General features: G+C 40.5%; 19 protein-coding genes and 2 tRNA genes. 12 read left to right on the forward strand and 9 right to left on the reverse strand.

What is annotated here, in order from left to right:
• Nucleotide 1: 1 nt before the first annotated feature.
• The gene (locus F931_RS16130; protein WP_016142307.1) at nucleotides 2-652 is read right to left on the reverse strand and encodes an HAD family hydrolase; all 651 of its coding nucleotides are present in this window, start codon (nucleotides 650-652) and stop codon (nucleotides 2-4) included.
• A 182-nt stretch (nucleotides 653-834) separates the two neighbouring features.
• Here F931_RS16130 and nudH point away from each other — a divergent pair, with 182 nt between their 5' ends.
• The 3 genes from nudH (at nucleotide 835) to katG (ending at nucleotide 6,386) form a co-directional block, all read left to right on the forward strand.
• A complete protein-coding gene (gene nudH, locus F931_RS16135) occupies nucleotides 835-1,320 on the forward strand; it encodes an RNA pyrophosphohydrolase (RefSeq protein WP_000567255.1) in 486 nt (161 codons plus the stop codon).
• An 85-nt stretch (nucleotides 1,321-1,405) separates the two neighbouring features.
• Nucleotides 1,406-3,700 (forward strand): phosphoenolpyruvate--protein phosphotransferase, encoded by a 2,295-nt coding sequence (gene ptsP / locus F931_RS16140; protein ID WP_016142308.1) that lies wholly within the window; start codon nucleotides 1,406-1,408, stop codon nucleotides 3,698-3,700.
• A 529-nt stretch (nucleotides 3,701-4,229) separates the two neighbouring features.
• Nucleotides 4,230-6,386: a catalase/peroxidase HPI gene (gene katG, locus F931_RS16145; RefSeq protein WP_016142309.1), complete on the forward strand. Its 2,157-nt coding sequence runs from the start codon at nucleotides 4,230-4,232 to the stop codon at nucleotides 6,384-6,386.
• Nucleotides 6,387-6,451: 65 nt separating this feature from the next.
• Here the strand turns inward: katG and F931_RS16150 are convergent, their stop codons facing one another.
• A complete protein-coding gene (locus tag F931_RS16150; RefSeq protein ID WP_016142310.1) occupies nucleotides 6,452-7,504 on the reverse strand; it encodes an MBL fold metallo-hydrolase in 1,053 nt (350 codons plus the stop codon).
• 654 nt (nucleotides 7,505-8,158) lie between these two features.
• On the opposite strand from F931_RS16150, the gene hcaR reads away from it, so the two are divergent.
• On the forward strand, nucleotides 8,159-9,064 hold the full coding sequence (hcaR, locus tag F931_RS16155) for a DNA-binding transcriptional regulator HcaR (protein ID WP_016142311.1): 906 nt from the start codon (nucleotides 8,159-8,161) through the stop codon (nucleotides 9,062-9,064).
• 258 nt (nucleotides 9,065-9,322) lie between these two features.
• Nucleotides 9,323-10,000 carry a DUF1345 domain-containing protein gene (locus tag F931_RS16160; protein ID WP_016142312.1) on the forward strand — a complete coding sequence of 226 codons (678 nt, stop codon included), beginning with the start codon at nucleotides 9,323-9,325 and terminating at the stop codon, nucleotides 9,998-10,000.
• A gap of 59 nt (nucleotides 10,001-10,059) precedes the next feature.
• On the opposite strand, the gene F931_RS16165 is transcribed toward F931_RS16160, so the two are convergent.
• The 4 genes from F931_RS16165 to F931_RS16180 form a co-directional block, all read right to left on the reverse strand.
• Nucleotides 10,060-10,665: a glutathione S-transferase family protein gene (locus F931_RS16165; RefSeq protein WP_016142313.1), complete on the reverse strand. Its 606-nt coding sequence runs from the start codon at nucleotides 10,663-10,665 to the stop codon at nucleotides 10,060-10,062.
• A 49-nt stretch (nucleotides 10,666-10,714) separates the two neighbouring features.
• Complete coding sequence (locus tag F931_RS16170; RefSeq protein WP_016142314.1) at nucleotides 10,715-11,410, reverse strand: helix-turn-helix transcriptional regulator; 696 nt, start codon at nucleotides 11,408-11,410, stop codon at nucleotides 10,715-10,717.
• 74 nt (nucleotides 11,411-11,484) lie between these two features.
• A complete protein-coding gene (gene ppaX / locus F931_RS16175; RefSeq protein ID WP_016142315.1) occupies nucleotides 11,485-12,159 on the reverse strand; it encodes an HAD-IA family hydrolase in 675 nt (224 codons plus the stop codon).
• Nucleotides 12,156-13,088, reverse strand: coding sequence for an RluA family pseudouridine synthase (locus F931_RS16180; protein ID WP_016142316.1), 933 nt, complete (start codon nucleotides 13,086-13,088; stop codon nucleotides 12,156-12,158). Before F931_RS16180 ends, ppaX begins: the two co-directional genes overlap by 4 nt.
• 721 nt (nucleotides 13,089-13,809) lie before the next feature.
• On the opposite strand from F931_RS16180, the gene rne reads away from it, so the two are divergent.
• From rne to F931_RS16200, 4 genes are all read left to right on the forward strand, one after another.
• Entirely contained in the window at nucleotides 13,810-17,136 is a 3,327-nt protein-coding gene (gene rne / locus F931_RS16185; protein ID WP_016142317.1) for an Rne/Rng family ribonuclease, read from the forward strand.
• Nucleotides 17,137-17,327: 191 nt separating this feature from the next.
• Complete coding sequence (locus F931_RS16190; protein ID WP_016142318.1) at nucleotides 17,328-19,169, forward strand: long-chain-acyl-CoA synthetase; 1,842 nt, start codon at nucleotides 17,328-17,330, stop codon at nucleotides 19,167-19,169.
• Nucleotides 19,170-19,289: 120 nt separating this feature from the next.
• Nucleotides 19,290-19,365 (forward strand) — tRNA-Lys (locus F931_RS16195).
• Nucleotides 19,366-19,387: 22 nt separating this feature from the next.
• A tRNA-Lys gene (locus tag F931_RS16200) sits at nucleotides 19,388-19,463 on the forward strand.
• Between the two features lie 63 nt (nucleotides 19,464-19,526).
• Here the strand turns inward: F931_RS16200 and F931_RS16205 are convergent.
• Complete coding sequence (locus tag F931_RS16205) at nucleotides 19,527-20,423, reverse strand: LysR family transcriptional regulator (protein WP_016142319.1); 897 nt, start codon at nucleotides 20,421-20,423, stop codon at nucleotides 19,527-19,529.
• A gap of 111 nt (nucleotides 20,424-20,534) precedes the next feature.
• Here F931_RS16205 and F931_RS16210 point away from each other — a divergent pair, with 111 nt between their 5' ends.
• A complete protein-coding gene (locus F931_RS16210; RefSeq protein WP_016142320.1) occupies nucleotides 20,535-21,290 on the forward strand; it encodes an SDR family oxidoreductase in 756 nt (251 codons plus the stop codon).
• Between the two features lie 48 nt (nucleotides 21,291-21,338).
• Here F931_RS16210 and hemW read toward each other — a convergent pair whose 3' ends face one another.
• Nucleotides 21,339-22,493: a radical SAM family heme chaperone HemW gene (gene hemW, locus F931_RS16215; protein WP_016142321.1), complete on the reverse strand. Its 1,155-nt coding sequence runs from the start codon at nucleotides 22,491-22,493 to the stop codon at nucleotides 21,339-21,341.
• 116 nt (nucleotides 22,494-22,609) lie between these two features.
• On the opposite strand from hemW, the gene F931_RS16220 reads away from it, so the two are divergent.
• Entirely contained in the window at nucleotides 22,610-23,071 is a 462-nt protein-coding gene (locus tag F931_RS16220; protein ID WP_016142322.1) for a DMT family transporter, read from the forward strand.
• Nucleotides 23,072-23,103: 32 nt separating this feature from the next.
• Complete coding sequence (gene abeM / locus F931_RS16225; protein WP_016142323.1) at nucleotides 23,104-24,450, forward strand: multidrug efflux MATE transporter AbeM; 1,347 nt, start codon at nucleotides 23,104-23,106, stop codon at nucleotides 24,448-24,450.
• A 34-nt stretch (nucleotides 24,451-24,484) separates the two neighbouring features.
• Here abeM and F931_RS16230 read toward each other — a convergent pair whose 3' ends face one another.
• Nucleotides 24,485-25,735 (reverse strand): acyl-CoA dehydrogenase family protein, encoded by a 1,251-nt coding sequence (locus F931_RS16230; RefSeq protein ID WP_016142324.1) that lies wholly within the window; start codon nucleotides 25,733-25,735, stop codon nucleotides 24,485-24,487.
• Nucleotides 25,736-25,759 lie beyond the last annotated feature (24 nt).

Here is a 25,759-nt window from a genome sequence, read left to right on the forward strand (position 1 = left end):
ATTAAATTGACCAGTCCTGAATTTCCCATTTATTTTCTTGAGCCAGTTTTTCAAGGCGATCATCAGGATTTACTGCAATTGCATGAGTTGCATATTCAAGTAAAAAACGGTCATTAATTGAATCGGAATAAGCCCAAGACTCAGACACGCTCCGACCTTCCAACCACGCATCTAGACGTGCAAGCTTGCCTTTTTGATAACACGCTAAACCAGCAACTTTCCCAGTATATTTTCCGTCAGCCACTTCAGCATTGGTCGCTAAAATTTCAGTAATCCCAAATTCACGGAAAATTGGCGCAGTAATAAAATCACTTGTTGCCGTAATCCCTACAATGGTATGGCCTAAATCTTGATGTTTTTTGATTGCATCAAAACCTTTTGGGCGCATTTGCGGACGAATCACTTTTTGCATGAACAATTGGTGGAGCTCAGTTAAGTAGTTATTGTCATGCTGGGTTAAAAAGCCAAAAACGAATTCATTATAAGCATATGGGTCAAGTTGCCCTGCTTTGTAATCTTCATAAAATTTATCATTCATCTGACGATGATGAACCGGATCAACCAAACCTTCATTGACTAAAAATTCACCCCAAGAATGGTCTGAATCGGTATTTAACAAGGTATGGTCTAAATCAAACAACGCCAGTTTCATGAAAATTCTCGTTTAAACTGAAATTTAAGAAAAAAAATGTAAATCTATCTCCGCTAGTCGATAGAAATTCGTTAAGATCGTAGCAATTTAAACATTTTACTTTGATCTTTTCGAGCTGGACATAAAAAAGTGTTTGTCCCCGCGATTAAAGTCAACGATATAGACAATATTTAGGTAGCCAAATGATCGATTCAGAAGGTTTCCGACCGAATGTCGGGATCATTTTGGCAAACGATGATGGACAGGTTTTATGGGCAAAGCGCATTGGTCACAATGCTTGGCAATTTCCACAAGGAGGCATCCAGTTTGGAGAAACCCCTGAACAGGCACTTTTTCGAGAACTGAGAGAAGAAATCGGCTTATTGCCCGAACATGTCCAGATTATTGCGCAAACCAAAGGATGGCTGCGTTATCGTTTGCCACATCGGTACATTCGGTCAGACTCTGACCCCGTATGTATCGGACAGAAACAAAAATGGTTTTTACTGAAGTTAACTGCGCCTGCAAAAAATATTCAGTTAAACCTCTCCGACCCACCCGAATTCGATGAATGGCAGTGGGTCAGCTATTGGTATCCTCTTGGCCAAGTGGTGAACTTCAAGCGTGATGTTTATCGTAAAGCCATGGTGGAGTTGTGTACACAGTTGCCGATGCAACAATTACCCTAAAAATCATTTATCTAGCAAATGATTTTTATTAAAAGTGCTGTTATAAATACATTCATAGTCTAAAAAAATACTGGAGTATACATCCATGTCAAACATGCAACTCGACACTCTACGGCGCATTGTCCAAGAGGTTAATGCGTCCGTCAGTTTGCATGAATCGTTAGACATCATGGTCAATCAGGTTGCTGAAGCCATGAAAGTGGATGTTTGCTCTATTTATTTACTCGATGAACGCAACCAGCGCTATGTATTGATGGCCTCTAAAGGCTTAAATCCAGAATCTGTAGGCCACGTATCTTTGCAACTCGGTGAAGGCTTGGTCGGTCTGGTTGGGCAGCGTGAAGAAATTGTTAACCTTGACAATGCACCAAAACATGAGCGTTTCTTGTATTTACCTGAAACAGGCGAAGAAATTTATAATTCATTCCTTGGCGTACCTGTCATGTATCGCCGTAAGGTTATGGGTGTTTTGGTTGTCCAAAACAAACTTCCTCAAGATTTTAGCGAAGCAGCCGAGTCCTTTTTAGTTACACTGTGTGCTCAGCTTTCTGGCGTGATTGCCCACGCTCATGCAGTTGGAAATATTGACGTATTTCGTAAACCAAGTAATGGCCCTGCTTATAAAACCTTCCAAGGTGCTTCAGGTGCAGGCGGTGTTGCTTTAGGTCGCGCTATTATTTTATATCCACCTGCTGATTTGGGTTCTGTACCCGATCGTGAAGCAGAAGATATTAGCGATGAACTCCGAATTTTAGATCAAGCCATTTCATCAGTTCGTTCAGAGATTCGCTCTCTAGATGAAAAAATGCATGATTCTTTAATGGCTGAAGAGCGCGCTTTATTTAGTGTTTTCTTAAGAATGCTAGATGAAAATGCTTTACCAGCAGAAATTAAAGAACTCATCCGTGATGGACATTGGGCACAAGGTGCAGTACGTCGTGTCATTGAAAAGCACACTGCCTTATTTGCACAAATGGAAGATGATTATCTTCGTGAACGAGTTTCCGACCTTAAAGATTTAGGTCGGCGTATTTTAGCGTGTTTACAAGAAGAAGACTCTAGCCATCGTGAACTGAGTCCAGACAGTATTTTAATTGGTGAAGAGATTAGTACTGCGGCACTCGTAGAGCTGCCTGTAGACAATATTGCAGCAATTGTGACATCAGAAGGTGCAGCCAACTCACATATGGTGATTGTGGCTCGTGCTTTAGGTATTCCAACCGTAGTTGGTGTAACCGAACTGCCTGTTAATACACTTGATGATGCAGAAATGATCGTGGATGCCTATCAAGGCCGTGTTTTTGTTAATCCTCCACGTCGTTTACGTCAACGTTATAAAGAGATTCAAAAAGAAGATGAGCAAATCGCAAAAGATCTCAAGCAGTACGAGACCAAAGAAGCGATTACTCCAGATGGTGTGTCTGTTCAGCTCTATGTGAACACGGGCCTCATGATTGACGTAGTACGCGGAGTACAACGTGGTGCTCAAGGTGTCGGTCTTTACCGAAGTGAAATTCCCTTCATGTTACGGGAACGTTTCCCGGGTGAAGAAGAACAACGTGCAATCTACCGTCAACAGTTGAGCCACTTTGCTAATAAACCAGTGGTGATGCGAACTCTGGATATTGGTGCCGATAAAGACTTGCCGTATTTCAGTATTGAAGAAGAAAACTCGGCATTAGGCTGGCGTGGTATTCGTTTCACGCTTGATCATCCTGAGATTTTTTCTTCACAAATTCGCGCCATGCTCAAAGCCAGCATTGGTTTAAATAATCTGCATATTTTATTACCAATGGTCACTACAGTCAGTGAAGTCGAAGAAGTACTTTATTTGCTTGAACGTGACTGGATTGCGGTGCAAGAAGAAGAGCAAGTTAAAATTACCAAGCCGAAAATTGGCATTATGGTTGAGGTGCCGAGCGTACTGCTACAAATTGATGAGTTTGCTGAACTCGTCGATTTCTTCTCGGTCGGTTCAAATGACTTAACACAGTATTTACTTGCGGTTGACCGTAATAATCCACATGTGGCCAACGTTTACTCACACTTCCATCCATCCATTCTACGTGCGCTAACTCGCTTAGTTAAAGAATGCCATGAATATAAAAAACCTATCAGTATTTGTGGTGAGATGGCGGGTGATCCATTATCGGCAATTTTGCTCATGGCGATGGGCTTTAATACCCTTTCAATGAGTTCGAGTAACATTTTGCGAGTACGAAAAGCAATTTGTCATGTTCCGATGACAGATGCACAAAAGTTACTGGATGATGTCATGAAAATGAATAATCCACTCATTGTAAAAAGCTGGCTTGAGTACTACTTTAAAACGCATGGCCTAGCTGATATGGTCAAATCGAATCGAATCGTAAATGTTTAATATATAAAAGATAAAGGAGAGCAATGCTCTCCTTTATTTTGTTTAAGATAGCTTCTACTACAACTAAATATAAAAAATTTCTTTTTCAATATTTATCCCGTTCAAACCTTTTAAACAAACATATAATCGGTTTTTCAAATCAATATTGACAGTTTAATCCATTTGAAAAATAAGACTCTGACTTCTAGTATATTTAAAGAGCGTTATTAAAAGATCTTACGTTGTTCCAACAATCGAAGAGGTAATTCTATGCATCGTTATTCACAGGTTTCATCTTATTTTTCCTCTTGTTTTTTAACCTTCATGCAGTAAATTGGAGGAATAACAATTAAAGAGATCTGATGCATTATTAAATAAAAAATAATGGGCTGACATCTTAGTGAAAAGACTTTTCAAACAATTTCTCTCACCATTTGTTCACTCATTTCTTTATTTGATAAACATGAGTTTTTAAACCAGAAGTCCAGGAAAATGAGCCCTAACATTTTTACTAAGAGCTCAATAATTATTACCCAGAGAGAATATAACCATGTCAGACGAATCAAAATGTCCTTTTTCAGGCCATAAATCAAAACCAGAGGTAACAGTCGGTGGTGGCACGCCTAGTTTACACTGGTGGCCAAAACAACTACGCGTTGATTTACTGAATCAACATTCAGAACGCTCTAATCCACTCAGTAAAGATTTTGATTACCGTAAAGAGTTTAAAAAAATCGACTATTATGCACTCAAAGCTGATATCAAAAATGTGTTAACCGATTCTCAAGATTGGTGGCCAGCCGATTGGGGAAATTATACAGGCTTATTTATCCGTTTAGCATGGCACGCTGCCGGCACTTATCGTATGGGTGATGGTCGTGGCGGTGCTGGTCGTGGTCAACAACGTTTTGCACCTTTAAATAGTTGGCCTGACAATGCAAGCCTAGATAAAGCACGCCGCTTATTATGGCCAGTTAAACAAAAATACGGTCAAAAAATATCGTGGGCAGATTTATTTATTCTTGCTGGAAACATCGCACTTGAGTCTTCGGGCTTCCGCACCTTCGGTTTTGGCGCAGGCCGTGAAGATGTTTGGGAACCAGACAACGACGTAAACTGGGGTGATGAGAAAGAATGGTTAGCTCATCGTAACTCAGAAGCTTTAGAAGGTAGTAATCTCGCTGCAACTGAAATGGGTCTAATTTATGTGAACCCTGAAGGTCCACAAGCCAGCGGTGACCCCAAATCAGCTGCGCCGTTTATTCGTGCGACTTTCGGCAATATGGCAATGGATGATGAAGAAATTGTTGCTTTGATCGCAGGCGGTCATACCTTAGGTAAAACCCATGGTGCTGGCTCTGCTGACCATGTTCAGGCTGATCCTGAGGGAGCGTCAATTGAACAAATGGGCTTTGGCTGGTCAAACAGTTTTGGTACTGGTGTTGGTAAAGATGCGATCACTTCAGGCTTAGAAGTCATTTGGTCACAAACGCCAACCCAATGGAGCAACTACTTCTTTGAAAACCTATTCAAATACGAGTGGGTACAAGAACGTTCCCCTGCTGGTGCAATTCAATGGGTAGCAGCAGATGCTGAGGCGATCATCCCAGATCCATTCGACCCATCAGTTAAACGTAAGCCAACAATGCTTACTACAGATTTGACCTTACGTTTTGATCCTGAGTTTGAAAAGATCTCTCGTCGTTTCCTTAACGATCCACAAGCCTTTGCCAATGCTTTTGCCCGTGCATGGTACAAATTAACTCACCGTGATATGGGACCAAAAGCACGTTATTTAGGCCCTGAAGTTCCGGCTGAAGATTTAATTTGGCAAGACCCATTACCGGCTGCTAACACGATTCCGTCTTCTGCTAGCATTGATGATGCAAAAGCAAAAATCGTTGCACTAAGGCTATCTGCTGGTGAGTTGGTTTCTCTTGGCTGGGCTTCAGCGTCAACTTTCCGTGGTGGAGACAAGCGTGGCGGTGCAAACGGCGCACGTATTGCGTTATCGCCACAACGCGAATGGGAAGTAAACAAAAAAGCTGTTGAGACTTTAACTAAAATTGAAGAACTCAAAGCCTCAACTCAACTGTCATTAGCTGACTTAATTGTGCTTGCAGGTAACGTTGGCGTAGAGCAAGCTGCTCAAGCGGCAGGTTTCAATATTAGCGTTCCATTTGCCGCAGGTCGTGTTGATGCATTACAGAGTCAAACTGATGTCGAATCTTTCCAATTACTTCTCGGTCTTGCCGATGGTTTTAGAAACTGGAAAAAAGACGGCGTCAGCGCATCAACTGAGGCATTATTAATTGATAAAGCACAAAAACTGACTTTGACTGCACCAGAGTTAACAGTATTGATTGGTGGTTTACGTGTACTAGGCACTAACTGGGATGGTTCACAACACGGTGTATTCACTCAGCAAGTTGGTGTACTCAGCACAGACTTCTTTACGAACTTACTCGACATGTCCACTGTATGGGCACCTGTTGATTCAACAAGCGAAGTATTTGAAGGCAAAGACCGTAAAACAGGCGCAGTAAAATTTACTGCAACACGTAATGATTTAGTCTTCGGTTCAAACTCAATCTTACGTACATTGGCCGAAGTTTATGCTCAAGCAGATGGTAAAGAAAAATTTGTTCAAGACTTTGTTGCTGCATGGACTAAAGTTATGAATCTTGACCGTTTTGACTTAGCATAATTTTGTCAAAATAATAAAAAGCCAGTTCAAATTGAACTGGCTTTTTTCATATCAAGCATTGAGTTTTAAACAGTCAGTTTATGCCCTTCCCGAATGCAATAAAAAGGATTTGCAAGCTTTGACGAGGCTTTAATTGCTTGACCTAGAGCATGCTCTGGATCTTCTCTGTCCTCATCAGTCAACTGGAAAGTCCGATAATGAATCGCAACAGAACGATGAGCTTGTAAATCAAAGTGTGCATGTAGCGCATCTTGTGGATTCATATGTACATAGCTCATCAATTCACGAGGCTCATACGCACCTATTGGAAGTAAGGCCACACGTGGTGCACCATAACGAGCATGAATTTGCTTAAAGTGCCCCGCATAACCGGTATCACCAGCAAAGAAACAATGACCTGTTTTAGCCACAACCGAAAAGCCTCCCCAGAGTGCTTTATTCTGGTCACGTAAACCACGACCTGAACCATGCTGTGCAGGTGTATAGATTATTCTTAATTCGTGATAGGGAATTTCTTGCCACCAATCCATTTCAATCACATGAAATTCTTTTGGTAGGTAAAACCCATTCCCGAGTCCAGTGTAAATTGGCATTGCGAATTTTTTGTGTAGCCATTCAAGCGTAGCCAAATCCATATGATCATAATGATTATGGCTGAGTAGAACACCATGAATTGTCGGTAATTGCTCTAGTGCAAATCCTGCAGGGCATACACGGCGTGGTCCACGTCCTTGGGAGGGACTAGCATAATCACACCACACTGGGTCAGTAATAAAGTTATAAGGTCCGATCTGAATCAGCACAGTTGCATGCCCAACAAACCAAACTTGCCAATCATCTAAATCTGCTTGAGGTCGATTTTGTGGCAATGCTACAGCCGTATTTAGGCGGGTTTCATATTCACTTTGAATATCTACTTTCCATGTAAAAGACTCACGCGTAACTAACCAACGCAACAACTCTTTTGAACCACGTGCAGGTGATTTAGGCTGTTGATTATAAAAACGTGTATCCGTTTCATGCCCAGACTCGGGATGACAAAAAGGAGGTTTTATCCATGTATGCGTCCAACAGGACTGAGTCGGCAATTGATATGTTAATGTCGGCTTGTCTTTCATGGGCTTTTCTATGTTTTAGCATCAGCAGAATGGATGTGTTCAGGTTTCTATCTTAACGATTAAAAGAAATTAAGCTATGGCACTTACACTTATTTATCATATAAATATCCTTTTTACCGTGGACACAGCCAACCTAAGTCAAATTAGAGTGCCATAAAAAACACATAGATGTGTTGGGTTTATGCGTCAGTAATTACCATTCTTATTAAGACCTATTGTATAACATAACAATTAGAGAATGCCTAAAGCCACCATAGAACCGTACTGTTTCCTCTTTATCGCTTCCAATTTTTAACTTTGAATTAGTTTGCTGAACAAAAAATAATATATTTAGTAACAATTACAGTTCAGTAGATTTAGGCGGACTACAAGTTATAAAATTATTATATTATTCTCATTTTTGCATATTATGAGAATTTCTTAAATGAATATTCAAAACATTTAAAAAATTCTTTGATTAAGTAAAGATAATGTATTTGTTGACTAATCAATAATATATTTTATGAATTATTAAAGCCTACTCCCCTATATTAAATCTTTAATGAAAATTAAAATTCCATTTATTTTATAAATACCTAAAGCACCTTCACGCTATATCTATTTATGCTTTATACTTCACTTAAATCATAGTAAGACATTTTTTGGATTAGTCTTATGGAACTACGCCATCTCCGATATTTCATTACCGTTGCTGAAGAATTAAATTTTAGTAAAGCCGCTCTTAAACTTTTCACTGCACAACCCTCCCTTAGCCAGCAAATTAAAGATTTAGAAGAAGACGTCGGTGTACGACTTTTAAACCGCACAAAACGCAAAGTTGAGTTAACCGAAGAAGGAGAAGTATTTTTAGAGCATGCTCGGCTCACCCTCGCTCAAGCCGAAAAAGCGGTTGCTATGGCACGGCAGGTTTCAAAGGCGAAACAGCAACTCTTACGTATCGGTTTCGTCCCCATCGCAGAAATGAAAATTTTCCCTTACGTTCTTCCTAACCTACGACTACAACACCCCGACCTTACTATTGAATTATCTAACTTAAACAATACCGAACAACTTAAAGCCTTAAAAAAAGGTGAATTAGATATTACATTTACCCGTGAAAACACAGATAGTGATGAAATCCAAAGCCAATTTGTTTTAACTGAACCCTTAATTTTCTTGCTTCCTAAAAATCATCCGCTTGCTCAATACGAAAGAATTCCCGTTCATGCTTTACAAGGTATTGATTTTATTATTCCCGCTGCCGAACAATCACAAACATTACATAACACGATTTTAGACTTCGCTAAAACTCACAATATCGACCTCAATATTGTTCAAAAAGCAGACAGCATGCTCTTCAATATCAACTCTCTTGGCGCTGGATTAGGTTGTACAATTTTACCCGCTTACGTGGCACCTTTAGGAATCAAAAATACGGTCGTTCGTCCACTTGACGTTGAGTTGCCGACACTTGATCTATTTGTAAATTACCGTAAAAACTCACAATCTGTAGGTGTGCAGAAATTTATTGATCAACTCACTAAAGTATTTCATCTCGATAAAAACTTAAATCACGCTTAATTATCCAAAATAATTTTATTATTAATAAGGCTATCTTTATAAAAAAGTATAAATAAATATTCTTTCTATTTATTCTATACTTTTTATAAATAGTCTAATCTTGATTATTGTTCTATTTTATCATTTGAGTAAAAGCACGCACCTCATAATATATAAGTGAAAGAAATTGGAATAAAATCTATATAAAACTGGATATTATTTTCACCATTCAATAAAAAATAATATATGTATTACGTAATAAAAGGAGATAAGGAAAAAATGGTTGGTATATTTCAACATCTTGGACGTAGTGTACAAAACCGCCCTCATTTCTTTATTGCTTTATTGATGGGAGTGATTACAGCCAGTATTTTGACATGGTTAACTTCATGGAAATGGTCAACTATTTTATTAGTCAGTTGGAATGCTTCGGTTAGCATTTATTTACTCCATGTTTGGCAACTCATGAAAAGTGCCGATCATTCACAAATGCAACAGCAAGCTAAAAAACAAGATGAAAGCAAATGGGTCATTATGCTGATAGTTTTATTGGCCTTAACCATGTGTCTGGTTGCGATCCTCATTCAACTATCACAACTCCCTTCTGACAGTTCTGCAAAGTTAGGTCATGTGGCTTTAGCTTTACTTACCATTGTTTCTGCATGGCTTTTTATGCATACCGTTTTTGCCCTACATTATGCCCATGATTTTTATATGGCTTTGTCTAGAAATGAAGAAAATGGAGGGTTAGATTTCCCGGGAACACAACATCCCACTTATCCTGATTTTCTATATTTTAGTTATATTATTGGTACTTCTGCACAAACTGCCGATGTGTCAATTACCACCAAGCATATGCGCCTTTTAAACTTATTTCACGCAGTGTTGTCTTTTGGATTTAATACTACCATTTTAGCGATCTGTATTAATGTGGCTGCGGGCTTTCTTACCAACTAAAATCTTTATTCGAACAACAAAAAAGCCACCCTTTTGGGTGACTTTTAAGAATAGTACGTCTACAACAGTTGGCCCATAGTGCTTTGTTTTAAGCCTTCACGCTGTTTAATCGTTTCAACATAACGTGTAATAGCCGGATGTGATTCAATCGTTTTCATTTTTAATTGCCATAAAAGCATGGCGCCAACACTTACATCTGCTGCGGTAAATTGTTCGCCACATACATACGGGTTCGCTTCACTCAAACCTTGCACTAAAGCTTGATAAGCATCATTGTAATCGCCATAGCCAACAAACATCTTTTGCTCAGGCGATACTTCTATTCCTAAAGCTTTATCAACACCAGCAGCTTCCCAAGGGCCTGCCATCACAAATAACCAACGATAGTACAAACCGCGTTTTGGATCATCTAAAGCAGGTGCTAAACCTTTTTCAGAAAACTTATCAGCTAAATAAGCACAGATTGCGCCTAACTCATAAATAACCACATCACCATCTACCAATACCGGCACTTTTCCAAAAGGATTAAGTTTTAGATATTCAGGGGATTTCATTTCGGTCTTGTATGCAACTTCAATTCGCTCACATTCAACACCGAGCTCGACTAAAAGCCAGTCAATAACGACACCACGCGACTCTTTGTTAGTATAAAGTTTAAGGCTCATTCTTATCACTCCTTGTTTATCGTAGTTCCTAGTTTACAAGTGGGCTTTGTCAATTTTTGTCAGTAGCGTTTTGCATTTCCTGTTTCCACCATTTTTGGAACAGAAGCTTTTTAAATTCGGGATAACTATCTTGGCTAATATGAAGCTGATGAATCCGATCGATTCGAAAGTGGCGGAATGCCTGACGTAATTCACACCAAGCAGCGAGTACCACTTTACCGTTTAAATATCCCAAAGCAAAAGGCCAAAGCGAACGTTCACTCAAACGGTTTTGCTCATCACAATAATCTACTTTTATTTTTACTTGATTACGAATGGCTATACGCACTTGCGCTACCAGCGTTTCATCAACAGGATACCAATAATGGGCAACCCCTAAGGTCATATCATCAAGCAAATATTTTCGATGTTTAGGTAAGACTGCATAAAGTTTTGAATAAATTGAAACCGCAGCAGATTTTAGTGATTGATCAGGAACTTCTTTCAACCATTCTAAAGCTAAAAATAAAGCTTCTGCCTCATCTTCATTAAATGTTATGGGCGGCAATAAAATATCTTCTTTAAGCTGAAATCCAAGGCCTGCCGATGCCTCTATTCTTACACCTTGCTCACGTAAGCTATCGATATCTCGATAGACACTTCGAACGCTAATTTCTAGACGTTCAGCCAAGACTTGCGCTGTGATGGGGTAACGGGCTTCGCGAAGCTGTTGCAAAAGATTTAATAGGCGAATTGAACGGCTCATTTTTTCTCTTCTTATTGTTTTGTTATTTAACTTAGATTAAGAGGGAACGCATTCCCTCTTTGAAATTTTTTAAATTAAGCGACATCTACAGTAGATAACTGCGCATATTCTCTTAAAAAGCGATGAAGCTCCTGTACATCTTTAGCAATCGTTAAAGGTTGAAACTTTTGCAGAACTTCAACCGAATGCACCCCATAGCCTACCCCGATACGCGGCATACCCAAACGCTGTGCCATCTCAAGGTCATAACTACTGTCACCAATCATGACCGCCTGTTCAACACTCACTCCTGTTACAGTCAAAATTTCTTGCAACATCAGTGGATCTGGTTTCGAACGGGTTTCATTGGCTGCTCGAGTAACGTCAAAAAGATGAGTACTCTGTGTTTTTGCAATCACACGGTCTAAACCACGACGGTTTTTACCCGTTGCTACAGCAAGTTTTAAACCTTGCGCTTTTAAGTCATGTAATAGCTCAGCAATACCGTCAAACCATGCATCATCCGTAGAATTAGCAATATAGTGATCGCCATATGCTTTTAAAATCGAGTCATGCAACTCTGGCGCTTCTGGAAATAAGGTCTGCATCACCTCTGGCAAGCCTAACCCAATAATACTTTTTGCTGCTTCATCACTTAAAGGTAATTCATGTTGCTCTGCTGCATGTTGTAAGCTAGCAACAATCTGGCCAACAGAGTTATATAAAGTTCCATCCCAGTCAAAAATAACTAATTCGGTTTTCAGACTCATTTTGCTACTCTCAAAGCCTTTAATAACTGGGTCATGTCTTCTGGTAACGGCGCTTCAATCGGTGGATAACCCGGAATATCTAAACGCATCGCGTGTAAACATAAACGTCGTGCTTGCGGACCTGCGTACTCAGTGGTGTGTCCATATTTATCATCACCCAACAACGGATGTCCAATACTTAAACCATGTACACGGATCTGATGGGTACGGCCTGACAAAGGTGAGGCATGAACCAAAGTCGCATTTTTAAAGCGCTCTGCAACCACCCATTCCGTTTTACTCGGTTTACCTTCTTTAGATACACGTACACGACGCTCGCCATTGGCTAACTCATAACGAAATAAAGGAGCATCAATGAGTTGTTTATCCAGACTCACCTGACCTTTTACAATTGCTGCATAAGTCTTACGAATTTTGTGCTCACGCAACATATCTTGTAGCAGCTTTAAAGTACTACGTTTCTTGCTAATCATGACCAGACCAGAAGTATCACGGTCAATACGGTGAATTAGTTCTAAGTATTTTTTACCTGTTGCTGCACGTAGAGCCTCAATCAAACCATACGCCACACCACTACCACCATGTACGGCAATACCTGATGGTTTATTGATGAGTAACAGACCTTCATCTTCATAGACCACACGGCTGAGTAGGCCTTGTGCTACACTGTCACTCACAGGAGCGGCTGTTTCATCCTTTTGTTCATAGCGAATAGGTGCAACACGAATCTGATCTCCAATCTCTAATTTGGTCTCAGCTTTAATACGTTTTTTATTTACTCGAACCTGACCTTCACGAATCAAACGATAAATACGACTCTTAGGTACACCCTTTAAACGCGAAAACAGGAAATTATCAATTCGCTGTCCTGCTTGATGTTCATCCACCTCAAACCAAGTGACACTTTGCCATTGCTGTGTAGAATTCATACTAATATTTAAACCTGAAATTTTGCTAAATTTGATTAATAAATGACCGATTAGCTTAGTTTTTTCACAAGAAATCTAAGCTTAGCCCATAGGCAGATGCTGCAAGGTTTGATATAGTCAGCGCACGGATACCGCCGTAAGTGAACATCTAATAGGGAATTTCCCTGATTGAAACCTCAATCAAAATGATGCTTTCATCACCAGCTCGGATTGGTCCTAAAGAATTATGCCGACGCCGAAGGCTTATTATATCGGCAAAATGACAAACTGTTGCGTTTAATTCAGTTTGTTCAAAAAAATATGTTACCAACTCTAGTTGGTTATGGAACGTAAACTGATACACATCAGACAAATCGCTCCTTAATGTTGCCTTCAGGCTAAAGCGTTGATGCATTGGAACTGCCGAAAGCACCGATACGATGAGCATTCCGTATCAAACTTCCAAAAAGAAGTCACTTCGCGCCCAATGACAGTGAAAGTCATTAACCAATGCACCGCTCACCCGCCAGTGAAGCACTAAGGAAGTCTGATTTAAAGGTTGAAGCAGTATTGCCTACATCACAGACGAGAATCGAAGCTAAGGCTAAATGTAGCCGGTAACAGATGACTCAGACCACAAATATTTTGAGATCTGGGAAATGATCCGTCATGTTCGATGTTCGTTCAGAACCTTTAAGTTTGTGCGATATGTTTGTGTGGGTCACTATTAGGTGTCACACCCATGAAACGTATGTTGATTAATGCAACTCACGCAGAAGAAGTCCGCGTTGCACTTATCACTGGTAATCGTCTTTACGATTTTGATTTAGAGAATCGTACCCGAGAACAGAAAAAATCCAATATCTATAAAGGCCATGTAACCCGCGTAGAACCATCTTTAGAAGCTGTTTTTGTTGAATACGGCGCAGGCCGTCAAGGCTTCTTGTCTATGCGCGAAATTGCTAACAGTTATTTCCAAGCAGACCCACGACAAACTTCAAACATTCGTGAACTTATCACTGAAGGTACTGAATTACTTGTTCAAGTCGAAAAAGAAGAACGTGGCAATAAAGGCGCTGCCCTTTCTACCTTTATTTCACTTGCAGGACGTTATTTGGTTCTTATGCCAAACAACCCGAAAGGCGGCGGTATTAGTCGTCAAATTTCAGGTTCTGTACGTGAAGAGCTAAAAGAAATTCTAGCTTCTTTAAATTTACCGCGTGGTATGAGCGTTATTGTACGTACCGCTGGTATTGGCCGTACCCAAGAAGAATTACAGTTAGACTTACAGCATTTGCTTGACCTTTGGACACAAATCCAAGGCACAGCGAGCTCTGGTCCATCTCCAATGCTAGTTCATCAAGAAGCTGGCGTTGTTACTCGTGCTATCCGCGATTATTTACGTGATGATGTTGCAGAAATTTTAATTGATAGCGAACAGGCTTATAACGAAGCTTATAACTTTGTTAAAGCAGTAATGCCACGTCAATTAGACAAACTCAAAACTTATACTTTAAACGAGCCTTTGTTTGCTCATTTTGGTATTGAAAGCCAAATTCAAACTGCTTATGAACGTGAAGTAAAACTTCCTTCTGGCGGTTCAATCGTGATTGACCAGACCGAAGCTTTAGTTTCAATCGACATTAACTCTGCGAAATCGACTCGTGGACATGACGTTGAAGAAACTGCACTAAATACGAACTTAGAAGCAGCAGAAGAAATTGCTCGCCAACTACGTCTTCGTGACATCGGTGGTTTAGTTGTAATCGACTTCATCGATATGACTAAAGAACGCAACCAACGCATGGTTGAAGCAAAACTTCGTGAAGCAACACAAAGCGATCGTGCACGTATTCAGTTTGGCCAACTCTCTCGTTTTGGCTTAATGGAAATGAGCCGTCAACGTTTACGTCCATCTCTTGAAGAAGCAACAGGTTATGTGTGCCCTCGCTGTCATGGTACAGGCATGGTTCGTGACTTACGCTCACTTTCACTTTCTATTATGCGTAAAGTAGAAGAGATCGCGCTTCGTGAACGCCATGGTGAAGTACAAGTAGAAGTACCTGTTGAAATTGCAGCGTTTTTACTCAATGAAAAACGTCATAGCCTTGTTTATTTAGAACAAACTTCTAGTGTTCGTGTGACTGTTTTACCTCACCCACACTTAGAAACACCTCACTACGAAATTCAGTACAATCCAGATGGATTTGCACCATCTAGCTACGAACGTACTGAAGCAACACGTTCAAGTGAAAAAGAGTTAGGTTATGAATCTTCTGAATGGCATTTAGAAGAAGCTGATCATGGCCATACTCATGCAGCCCCTGCTGCCAACAACGTAGCTAACCAAAAGAAAGTAAATCAAGCAGCTCAACCTGCTGTTGCTCAGGCAAGCGCTCAAAAAGCAGCAAGCCCATGCGCATGGTTAGAAAATCTTTTTGTTCAAAAACAAGCTCAAACAGTTGATCAATCTCGCTCAGCACAAAATGCTGCTGCCGCAATTGAACAAATGGTGAATACAGGCGCTATTAGCCGTGGACAGTTTGGCCAAGTTACAGCACCAGCAGTTGCTGAAGTTATTTCGGCTCCATCTAACAATGCTTATATTTCTCAATCTCCTGTTAAACAGGAAGCACGTGAGAATGTTGAGAAAGACGATAAAGTACAACAGCAGCGTCCAAACAACAAAAAACGTAAGCACAAAGAGCAACGTGAACAACATCAGCACCACCATAATCAAGAACCACAACAACAGCAGGTTCATGAAGAGGTTGTACAGTTATCACGCCAAGAGCAACGTGAATTAAAACGTCAACAAAAGCGTCAACAACAAGATCAGCCACATGCCCAACATCAAAATGATGGTCAACAAGCTGAGCATGCTGTGCCACGTCGTGACCGTAATAATCAACAACGTCCAAACCGTCCGAATCGCCACCGCGATCCAAGCGTATTAAATGAAAATCAAAATACGCCAGCACCAGCAGTTGTGGATGAAAAACAAATTAAGGTTGATTTGATTGATGCTCCACAGCATGAAGTCATGAATACAGCCTTAGTCATCAATGTTGATCAAGCACAAAGCGAAATTATTGCTTTAACGCCTGAGCAACCTCTTGAACGTACTGAAAAAGCACCTGTTGTTGAAGTTGTTCAAGAACCAACTCCAGCACCTGTTGCTGCTGTGGAAGAGACAGTAACTGCTGAAGCAGAAGCTCCTCAACCAAAGGCTGAGAAAACTCAACCGCAAATTCAACGCGCGAGTAATGATCCTCGTATGCGTCGCCGTGAACAACGCAACGCAAAACGAGCTAAAGCTGTTACACCATCAATTGCCCCATCGCAAATTCCAACGTTGGCGCAATATACGATTGGTAGCTTGATCCGTCATGTTTACGGTGAAGACTGTACAGTACTGATTGAACAGTTTGGTTTAGTTCCAACATTCAATCGTGCATTGCAGAAATTTGCAGAGCAATATGCAAGTACTCTAGTAACCGAAGTCGCAGCTGAAGCTGAAGACAAAAAGCCTGTTACTCGTGATGCTGAGCTTCCAAGCAACAAGCCTTCACAAGAAGCAGAACCTGCGCCAGTACTTCCGTTGACGCCGCCAAAAGAGGCAACACCGCGTGTTGCTAATGATCCGCGTGAGCGTCGTCGTTTAGCGAAACTTGCTGCTGAACAGGCTTTTGAGCAAGTTAAACAACAACATTCTGCACCAGAAGAAGCTGCTCCTGTAGCGTCGACTGTAGAAGAAACTGTGGTTGCTCCTACTGCTGAAACACAAGCACCTGTTGAGTCAAAGCAGCAACCGCTTGAGCTTGATCAGGAAACTGAGGCTGCAGCTAGCGTAGAAGAAACACCAGCGACAACTGTAGTTGAAGCTCCGGTTGCGAAACAGTCAAAAGCAACTGCAAAAGCCAAAGCAGCTACAGAACAGGCTGTAGAGCCAACTGAAGCTCCTTCCGAGAGTGAGTCAGAAGATTCTAAAGCTGATAAGGACAAACCAAGTCGTCCTCGTCGCCCTCGTGGCCGTCCACCAAAGAAAGCAAATCCTGTAGCTGAGTAAATCATTTGCTCAATTGCAGCTAATTTAAACAAACCTAGTCATTTCGATGACTAGGTTTTTTTTGTTATTTTTAACCAATTAGGTTGATTGCACTAGAAGAAAAGTTTTAAAAGCATGGTGAACCATGAAAAATACTGTACTTTTGCCAACGCAACCTTTTTTGGATTGATCGAAAAATAAATAGGATTGATATGAGCCAGACAACACAGACCGATATCATTACGCTTGGGGATGTTGCCACTAGACTTCCTAGCTTTATTCCCAAAGTACCCCATATCCTGAATGGTCTTAAACAGGCTTATTTAAGAACAGCAAATACACCAACTGGATTAGGCGTAGCTTTTGAGAAAGCTGTTAAGCGAAATCCAAAAGGTACTGCTTTATTATTTGAAGATCAAAGTTACTCATACGAAGCTTTAAATGAATGGGCTAACCAGATTTCTCACTATTATTTATCTCTCGGCGCACGTAAAGGTGATGTGATTGCCGTAATGGTTGAGAACCGTTCAGAGCTCATTGCTACTATTGTGGGTTTAGCTAAAATTGGGGTGACTATTGCGCTTGTGAACACATCTCAAGTCGGTAAAGTCCTCGCTCATAGCATCAATCTTGTAAAACCAATTGCAGTGATTGCAGGTGAAGAAGTCCGTGCTGCAATTGATGAAATTCGTCAAGACTTAAACGTTCCTCAAGACCGTTTTCATTGGTTTGCAGATCAGGCAACGCGTCAAGATGCGGGAACTGCGCCTCAAGGTTATGCCAATCTTGCAATAGAAATTGATCAATTTCCGAAATTCAATCCATCGACCACACATTCTGTTCATGGAAATGATGGCCTGTTTTATATTTATACTTCGGGTACAACGGGTTTACCCAAAGCAGTTATTTTTAAACATAGTCGTTGGACACTCGCCTATGGTACTTACGGCCATATTTTAAATCTTGGTCCAGATGATGTGATGTATGTCACTTTGCCGCTATATCATGCAACAGGCGTGGTTGTTTGCTGGTGTGGTGTGATTGCAGGAAGCGCTACCCTTGCCATCCGTCGTAAATATTCAACCAGTGCATTCTGGAAAGATGTACAGAAGTTTAATGCGTCTGCAATCGGCTACGTAGGTGAACTTTGCCGTTACTTGATGGATGCTCCAACTACAGAGCTTGACCGTGCTCACCGTGTGACCAAAATGATTGGTAACGGCATGCGTCCAAACATCTGGGATAAATTCAAACAACGTTTTGGTGTCGAGGAAGTTCTAGAGCTTTATGCTTCAAGTGAAGGCAACGTTGGCTTTAGTAATATTTTCAACTTTGACAACACAGTAGGCTTCTCCCCTACGCCATACGCTATCATTGAGTTTGATAAAGAGAAAAACGAACCGATACGCGATAAAAATGGCTGGTGTAAGAAAGTTAAAGCAGGCGAAGTCGGTTTATTGGTAGGAAAAATTACCAGTCGCTCTCCATTTGACGGTTATACCGACCCAGAAAAGAATAAATCTGTGATTATGCAAGATGTCTTTAAAAAAGGTGACTCATATTTCAACACAGGTGATCTTGTTCGTAATATTGGTTTCCGTCATGCTCAGTTTGTTGACCGCTTAGGTGATACCTTCCGCTGGAAAGGCGAAAATGTATCTACCACCGAAGTTGAAAACATGGTGTGTGAATATGACAAGATCGCTGAAGCTGTCGTCTATGGCGTAGAAATTCCAAATACTAATGGTCGTGCAGGTATGGCAGCAATCACACTGGCTGATGGTGCCGAGTTAAATGACGCTGACTTAACAGAAATGGTGACTGTATTTAAAAAATGCTTACCTACTTATGCAGTACCAGTGTTTTTACGTATACAAGCTAAAGTTGAAACCACAGGTACTTTTAAGTACCAAAAGAATAAATTGAAGGAAGATGCGTTTAATCCAAGCAAAACTTCTGAACGTTTACTTGCATTATTGCCTGGTGAAAGCAGTTACTGTGACATCACAAGTGAAATTTTTGACAACATTCAGGCGTATAAATACCGTTTTTAGTTCATTTTTTAGCTAAACAAGAGGAAATCGTGCTTTTTATAGGCAATCATGCAAATGTTTTTAAATTTCCTCTTGTGTTAGTTGAATAACTTGCTAAAATACGCGACATCAAAACGATACGGGTCGTTAGCTCAGTTGGTAGAGCAGCGGACTTTTAATCCGTTGGTCCCGCGTTCGAGTCGCGGACGACCCACCACTTATCTGTTTTGAACCTATTTGGGTCGTTAGCTCAGTTGGTAGAGCAGCGGACTTTTAATCCGTTGGTCCCGCGTTCGAGTCGCGGACGACCCACCAAATTCTAAAAAGCCTCTCAGTTCGAGAGGCTTTTTTTATTGTTAATGTATTTTAGTTTTATGACTAAAAGATGACGATACATTTCTTATAAAGAACATCTCGGACCCATTCCATAAAAATTTCCAAACGTTTAGGAATATAACTTCGGTTCGGATATAGAATATTAAGTGGTAATGATTGAGCCGTGTAGGTGCTCAACACTTCAACTAAAGCTCCCTGCTCAATTTTGTCCTGAACATCGTAATATGGAAGTTGAATAATTCCTAAACCTGCACTAGCCGCTGCAATATAGGCTTCCGTATTATTTACACTTAAAGCACTATCCATCATCACAGTTCCATTTTGATATAAAAATACGCCCTGTTTCTCTCCCACCGCTCCTGCATAGTTAATAAGTTTGTGCTGAGATAGATCTTCTAATTGTTCAGGAATGCCATATTGGTCTAGATAGTCAGCACTTGCACAGTTCACCATAATCAAGTTACCAACAAATTTTGCAATTAAACTACTACTCTCTAGCTGCCCTACTCGAACAACACAATCGATTCCTTTCTCGATTAAGTCAGTCATGTCATCAGAGCTATGAAGTTGTAAATGAATATCTGGATAGCGGCTATAAAAATCGGGAAGTTCAGGAATAATCACTTGATGCACGATTCGGCTGGGCATTGAAATTTTTAGCGTGCCGCGATAATGCTGCTTTTGTGTCTGTATTAGCTGTTCGAGCTGTTCATAATCAAATAACAGGTTTTGGCATTCGGGCAATATTCTTTGTCCATCTTGAGTGAGGCTGACTTTACGCGTAGTCCGATGAAATAAGCGTACTCCATAGTGAGTTTCTAGCTGTTGAATAGCACTCGTCACTGTAGAGCGAGGTAAATCAAGCTGATTTGCCACTTCACTAAAGCTTTGTCGTTTAGCGACTTCTGTAAAAATAAAAAATTGCTGCAACCGATCCATTTAATTGTTCGTATTTTCTGAATAGTTAAACCAAACTAGCATAATTGATCAAAAATTACCGCCAATCTAGACTAAAACACATTAAAACAAGTCATCATAGGAATAATCATCATGACAACTCATACCCTTAAAGATAAAGTTGTATTGATTACAGGCGGTGCAAAAAACTTAGGTGGACTCATTAGCCGTAAATTTGCAGAGCAAGGTGCAAAAATTGCAATTCACTACAACAGTGCTGAAACTCAGGCAGACGCAGAGCAAACGCTCGCAAAAGTTAAAGCATTGGGTGCAGATGCTATTTTAATTCAAGCAGACCTAACGGATATCAATAATATCGAAAAGCTCTTCTTAGACACTAAACAGCATTTTGGTGGAATAGATATTGCGATTAATACCGTTGGAAAGGTTTTAAAGAAGTCATTTTTAGAAACGACAGAACAAGAGTTTGATAGCATGAGCGATATCAACTCAAAAATTGCCTATTTCTTTATTCAATCCGCTGGACGTCATTTAAATGACGGCGGAAAGATCTGTTCAATCGTGACTTCTCTTCTTGCAGCCTACACTGGGCTCTATTCAACCTATGAAGGTTTAAAAGCGCCTGTTGAACATTACACTCGCGCTGCATCAAAAGAATTTGGTAATCGCCAGATTTCTGTGACTGCTGTTGCACCTGGCCCAATGGATACGCCGTTCTTTTATGGTCAGGAATCTGCCGAAGCAGTCGCTTACCATAAATCAGCTTCAGCTTTAGGTGGACTTACCAAAATTGAAGATATCGAACCTTTAGTCCGCTTTTTGGTAACCGATGGTTGGTGGATTACGGGTCAAACAATTTTTGCAAATGGCGGTTATACCACCCGCTAAGGTCAAAAAAGCCGCATCTCATTCTGTGGCTTTTGCTTTGCTATTTAATTACAAAAATTCTTCAAGTACCGAATTTAAGAAAATATGCCCTTGCTCTGTACAAGCTAAACGAGAACTATCCTCTACCAGAAGTTTTCTAGCTCTCAGTGAAGTGAGTACCTCGTTTAAATGATCTAAGCTTAAGCCTGTACGCTGCTCATATAACTCAGCGTTTACACCATCATTTAGTCGTAAAGCATTCATCATAAATTCAAAAGGTAGCTCTTCTGCCTCAATTTTTTTCATTTGCAGATGTTCGGCTGGAACCTTAGCTAAATAGTCTTTTGGTAAACGGGTCTTTTGGAAACGATACACACCATCTGGTCGTGTCACTTTGCCATGTGCACCTGCCCCAATCGCAAGATAGTCCCCAAACTCCCAATAATTCAAATTATGTGCTGAAGGCAGCTCTTTACGCCATGCCGAAACTTCATAGTTTACAAAGCCATTTGCTTTTAGATAGGCCTCACCTTGCTCTTGAATATCTTCTAGCACTTCATCCTGAGGTAAAACAGGTTGAGTACGGAAAAATACTGTATTTGGCTCAATGGTGAGTTGATACCAACTGATATGTGTCGCCCCCTGCTCTACAGCGACTTTTAAATCATAAAGCGCTTGCTCTAAAGTTTGCTCAGGCAGACCATGCATTAAATCGACATTAACTCGCTTAAAGCCTGCTTGTCTTGCCTGTTCAATTGCATCCATAGCATTGTTTGCTGAATGAATACGTCCAAGCTTTTGCAAGTGATCAGTATTAAAAGTTTGTACGCCAATGGATAAACGATTAATGCCTGCTTCTAAATAGCCTGCAAACGGGTCATGTTCTAGTGTTCCCGGATTAGCTTCTAAAGTAATTTCACAGTCATCTTCAAAGTTAAGCCGTGACTTAAGCTGTTCAAACAGCCATGCATAGCCTTTGGCAGAAATAAGTGAAGGTGTTCCGCCACCAATAAATACACTGTGAATTGAACGTCCTTGTGCCATCTCGATTTGAGTTTCAAAGTCGGCCACTAATGCTTTTAAATAAGTTTGCTCAAGCTCTGACGAAAGCGCCCCATCAGGTACCGCATGCGAGTTAAAGTCGCAATATGGACATTTACGCACACACCAAGGCATATGAATATATAAAGATAAAGGAATAGAAGCAGGGTTTAATACGGCCAAGGAGCAGGTCCAATTTACACAATATTTCTATTTTAACATGACTGCATCAATGGGCTTATGAAAACATACCTTAATTGCTTTAGACTAAATTTAAATAATCTTAAATATTGATAAAAATGATGAAATTCTCTAGTCAACTTTTCCTATTTTTACCTTTAGCCTTGGGAATCGGTGTTGCCATGGCTTTTCAAACCGCAATTAATGCTCAGCTTCGTGAGCAGTTACATTCACCATTACAAGCGGCATTATTATCATTTTTCATCGGTACTATTGTTTTAGCAGTTATGGTTTTCTTTCAAAGTGCCGAGAAACCTAGTTTAAGTGAAATATCCAATATTCCATGGCTTCTTTGGACAGGAGGATTCCTTGGGGTTTATGCAATTAGCATGAGCATTTATACTGCACCTAAACTTGGTTTTTTAACCTTTACAGGGCTAGTCGTTTTTGGGCAAATCGTGATTTCTATGTTACTTGATCATTTTGGCTGGTTAGGTACAGAAAAAACACCTGTTACATGGCAACGGTTTCTTGGTGGAGTCATCATCTTTGTTGGTGTGGTACTTACTTTGCAACGTTAGCTTCATTTTTATATTTAAAAAGAGTACCTTTTGTGTCGAATGTCACATCTTTTCGGTCTGAACTAAAACAACTCTTCCACTTAATGCTACCGATTTTAATTACCCAGTTTGCTCAAGCAGGATTCGGGTTAATTGACACTATTATGGCTGGGCATTTATCTGCAACTGATTTAGCTGCAATTGCTGTAGGGGTCGGTTTATGGATTCCAGTCATGCTCCTGTTCAGTGGCATTATGATTGCAACGACACCTTTGGTCGCTGAAGCAAAAGGTGCAAGAAATACAGAACAAATTCCTGTCATTGTTCGTCAATCATTGTGGGTTGCTGTCATTCTAGGTGTACTGGCAATGCTCATTTTGCAGCTTATGCCATTTTTCTTGCATGTATTTGGTGTTCCTGAAAGCTTACAACCTAAAGCAAGCTTATTTTTGCATGCTATTGGCTTGGGTATGCCAGCAGTGACCATGTATGCAGCTCTACGCGGTTATTCGGAGGCATTAGGCCATCCACGTCCTGTAACGGTAATTAGCTTACTGGCCTTAGTAGTTTTAATCCCTCTTAACATGATTTTTATGCATGGGTTGGGGCCAATACCTGCTTTAGGTAGCGCAGGCTGTGGTTTTGCAACATCCATTTTACAGTGGCTCATGCTAATTACATTAGCTGGCTATATTTATAAAGCTTCGGCTTATCGAAATACCTCTATTTTTAGTAGGTTCGATAAAATTAACCTGACTTGGGTTAAAAGAATTTTACAGCTTGGCCTACCAATCGGTTTAGCCGTGTTCTTTGAGGTGAGTATTTTCAGTACAGGCGCATTGGTGCTTAGTCCATTGGGTGAGGTGTTTATTGCAGCGCATCAAGTCGCAATTTCAGTGACTTCCGTACTGTTTATGATTCCACTTTCACTTGCCATAGCCTTAACCATTCGTGTGGGAACCTATTATGGTGAAAAGAATTGGGCTTCTATGTACCAAGTACAAAAGATTGGTCTAAGCACAGCCATATTTTTTGCTTTATTGACTATGTCTTTTATTGCCTTAGGTCGTGAACAAATTGTCTCGGTGTACACTCAAGACTTAACCGTATTTCCTGTTGCGATGTATTTACTCTGGTTTGCCATGGCTTATCAGTTGATGGATGCATTACAAGTCAGTGCCGCAGGCTGTTTAAGAGGTATGCAAGATACGCAAGCACCGATGTGGATTACACTCATGGCGTATTGGGTTATTGCTTTCCCTATCGGACTTTATTTAGCACGTTATACCCATTGGGGTGTAGCTGGCGTGTGGCTAGGTTTAATTATTGGTTTAAGCATTGCTTGTGTTTTATTACTTTCAAGGCTTTATTTAAATACCAAACGTTTAAGCAAAACCTAATAAAAAAGCCGATTATTCATCGGCTTTTTTTATTTTATGCAGACTTGGCCCGCGGGCTTGCTCCAATTTGCCAGACAAAAGGTAAATCGGTACGGTTTACTTCCCAATCTCCAATCACCTTTTCTTTATAGATGAGTGGATTATGCGAAGATATCGTGCGTGCGTTACGCCAGAAACGGTCGAGTTGTTTAACCTGACTACTTGCTGATGCACCTAAAGCATTAAATAACTGGCTGGTTAAATCCAGTACCAAATTAGAAATCACCACCTGCCCTTGGGCTGACTCAAGCTCTGCATCTACATTAAACTGATGCTCTTTTACTTCTAAGTCGCTAAAGTGGCTTTCATAAGCCTTTTGTAATGCTTCCGCCGTTTTAATCGTAATTGCTAGGCTTGCATAGGCTTGAGCAGAGGCTTTACCCACCACCTGTAAAACTTGTGGGTCATGACGAACAAGGTCACCATTACCATGACTAAAAATACGCTTTCGCTCTCGTATTTCTTGGCTAAAAGTTTCGACTGCGGCATGCGCAATCCCTGTTAGAGTTGCAAGGTGGACAACCTGATAAAAAGCGGTTTGATATTTAAAACGTTGATCAAATGGAATGAGGTGCGAAGCTGGCAAGTGAACCTGATGCACTTTTAAAGTGCCACTGCCCGTTGTCTTTTGACCAAAGCCATCCCAATCATCAATCACGCTCACACCTGATTCATGACGATAAATAGCAGCAATTACATGACGGTCATTCACTTCATCGTAGGCAAATAAATCGATCCAGTCAGCAAAAATACTTCCTGTCGAATAGTACTTTTCACCATTCACCACCAAGTTACCCGAAGCATCTTTGGTTACTCGTGTAACGACATCACCAATTTGTACATTTCCAATTTCTGTCCATGCATTTCCGACTAAATCACCTTGCACAAAACGCTGAAACCAAACCTCCTGCGAATGCTCTTTATGGGCAACTAAACGGTCTTCAACAAAAGCGAAGTGTCCACGTAAAGCTTGCACAATATTCGAGTCTGCTTGCGCCAATTCTGCTAGAAGCTGGAAAAGTTGCGGCAATGACACCCCATCTCCACCATATTTACGCGGTACCCGTACTGCACCTAATTTGAGTTCTTTTAACCACTGAATCGGTTCAAAAGGCAAGATTCGTTCTTTTTCACGTTGAATTGCACCTTGAGCAATTTTTTCAAAAACTGGACGAAATCTACTTGCGACCTTTTCATAATCGGCGCCAACAGACAATTCATCTAATTCAATTTGGGTAACTGTCATCTTTATTCTCCTAATCTTATTTTT

This window comes from Acinetobacter pittii ANC 4050 (assembly GCF_000399685.1).
Classification (GTDB): Bacteria; Pseudomonadota; Gammaproteobacteria; order Pseudomonadales; family Moraxellaceae; genus Acinetobacter; species Acinetobacter pittii_E.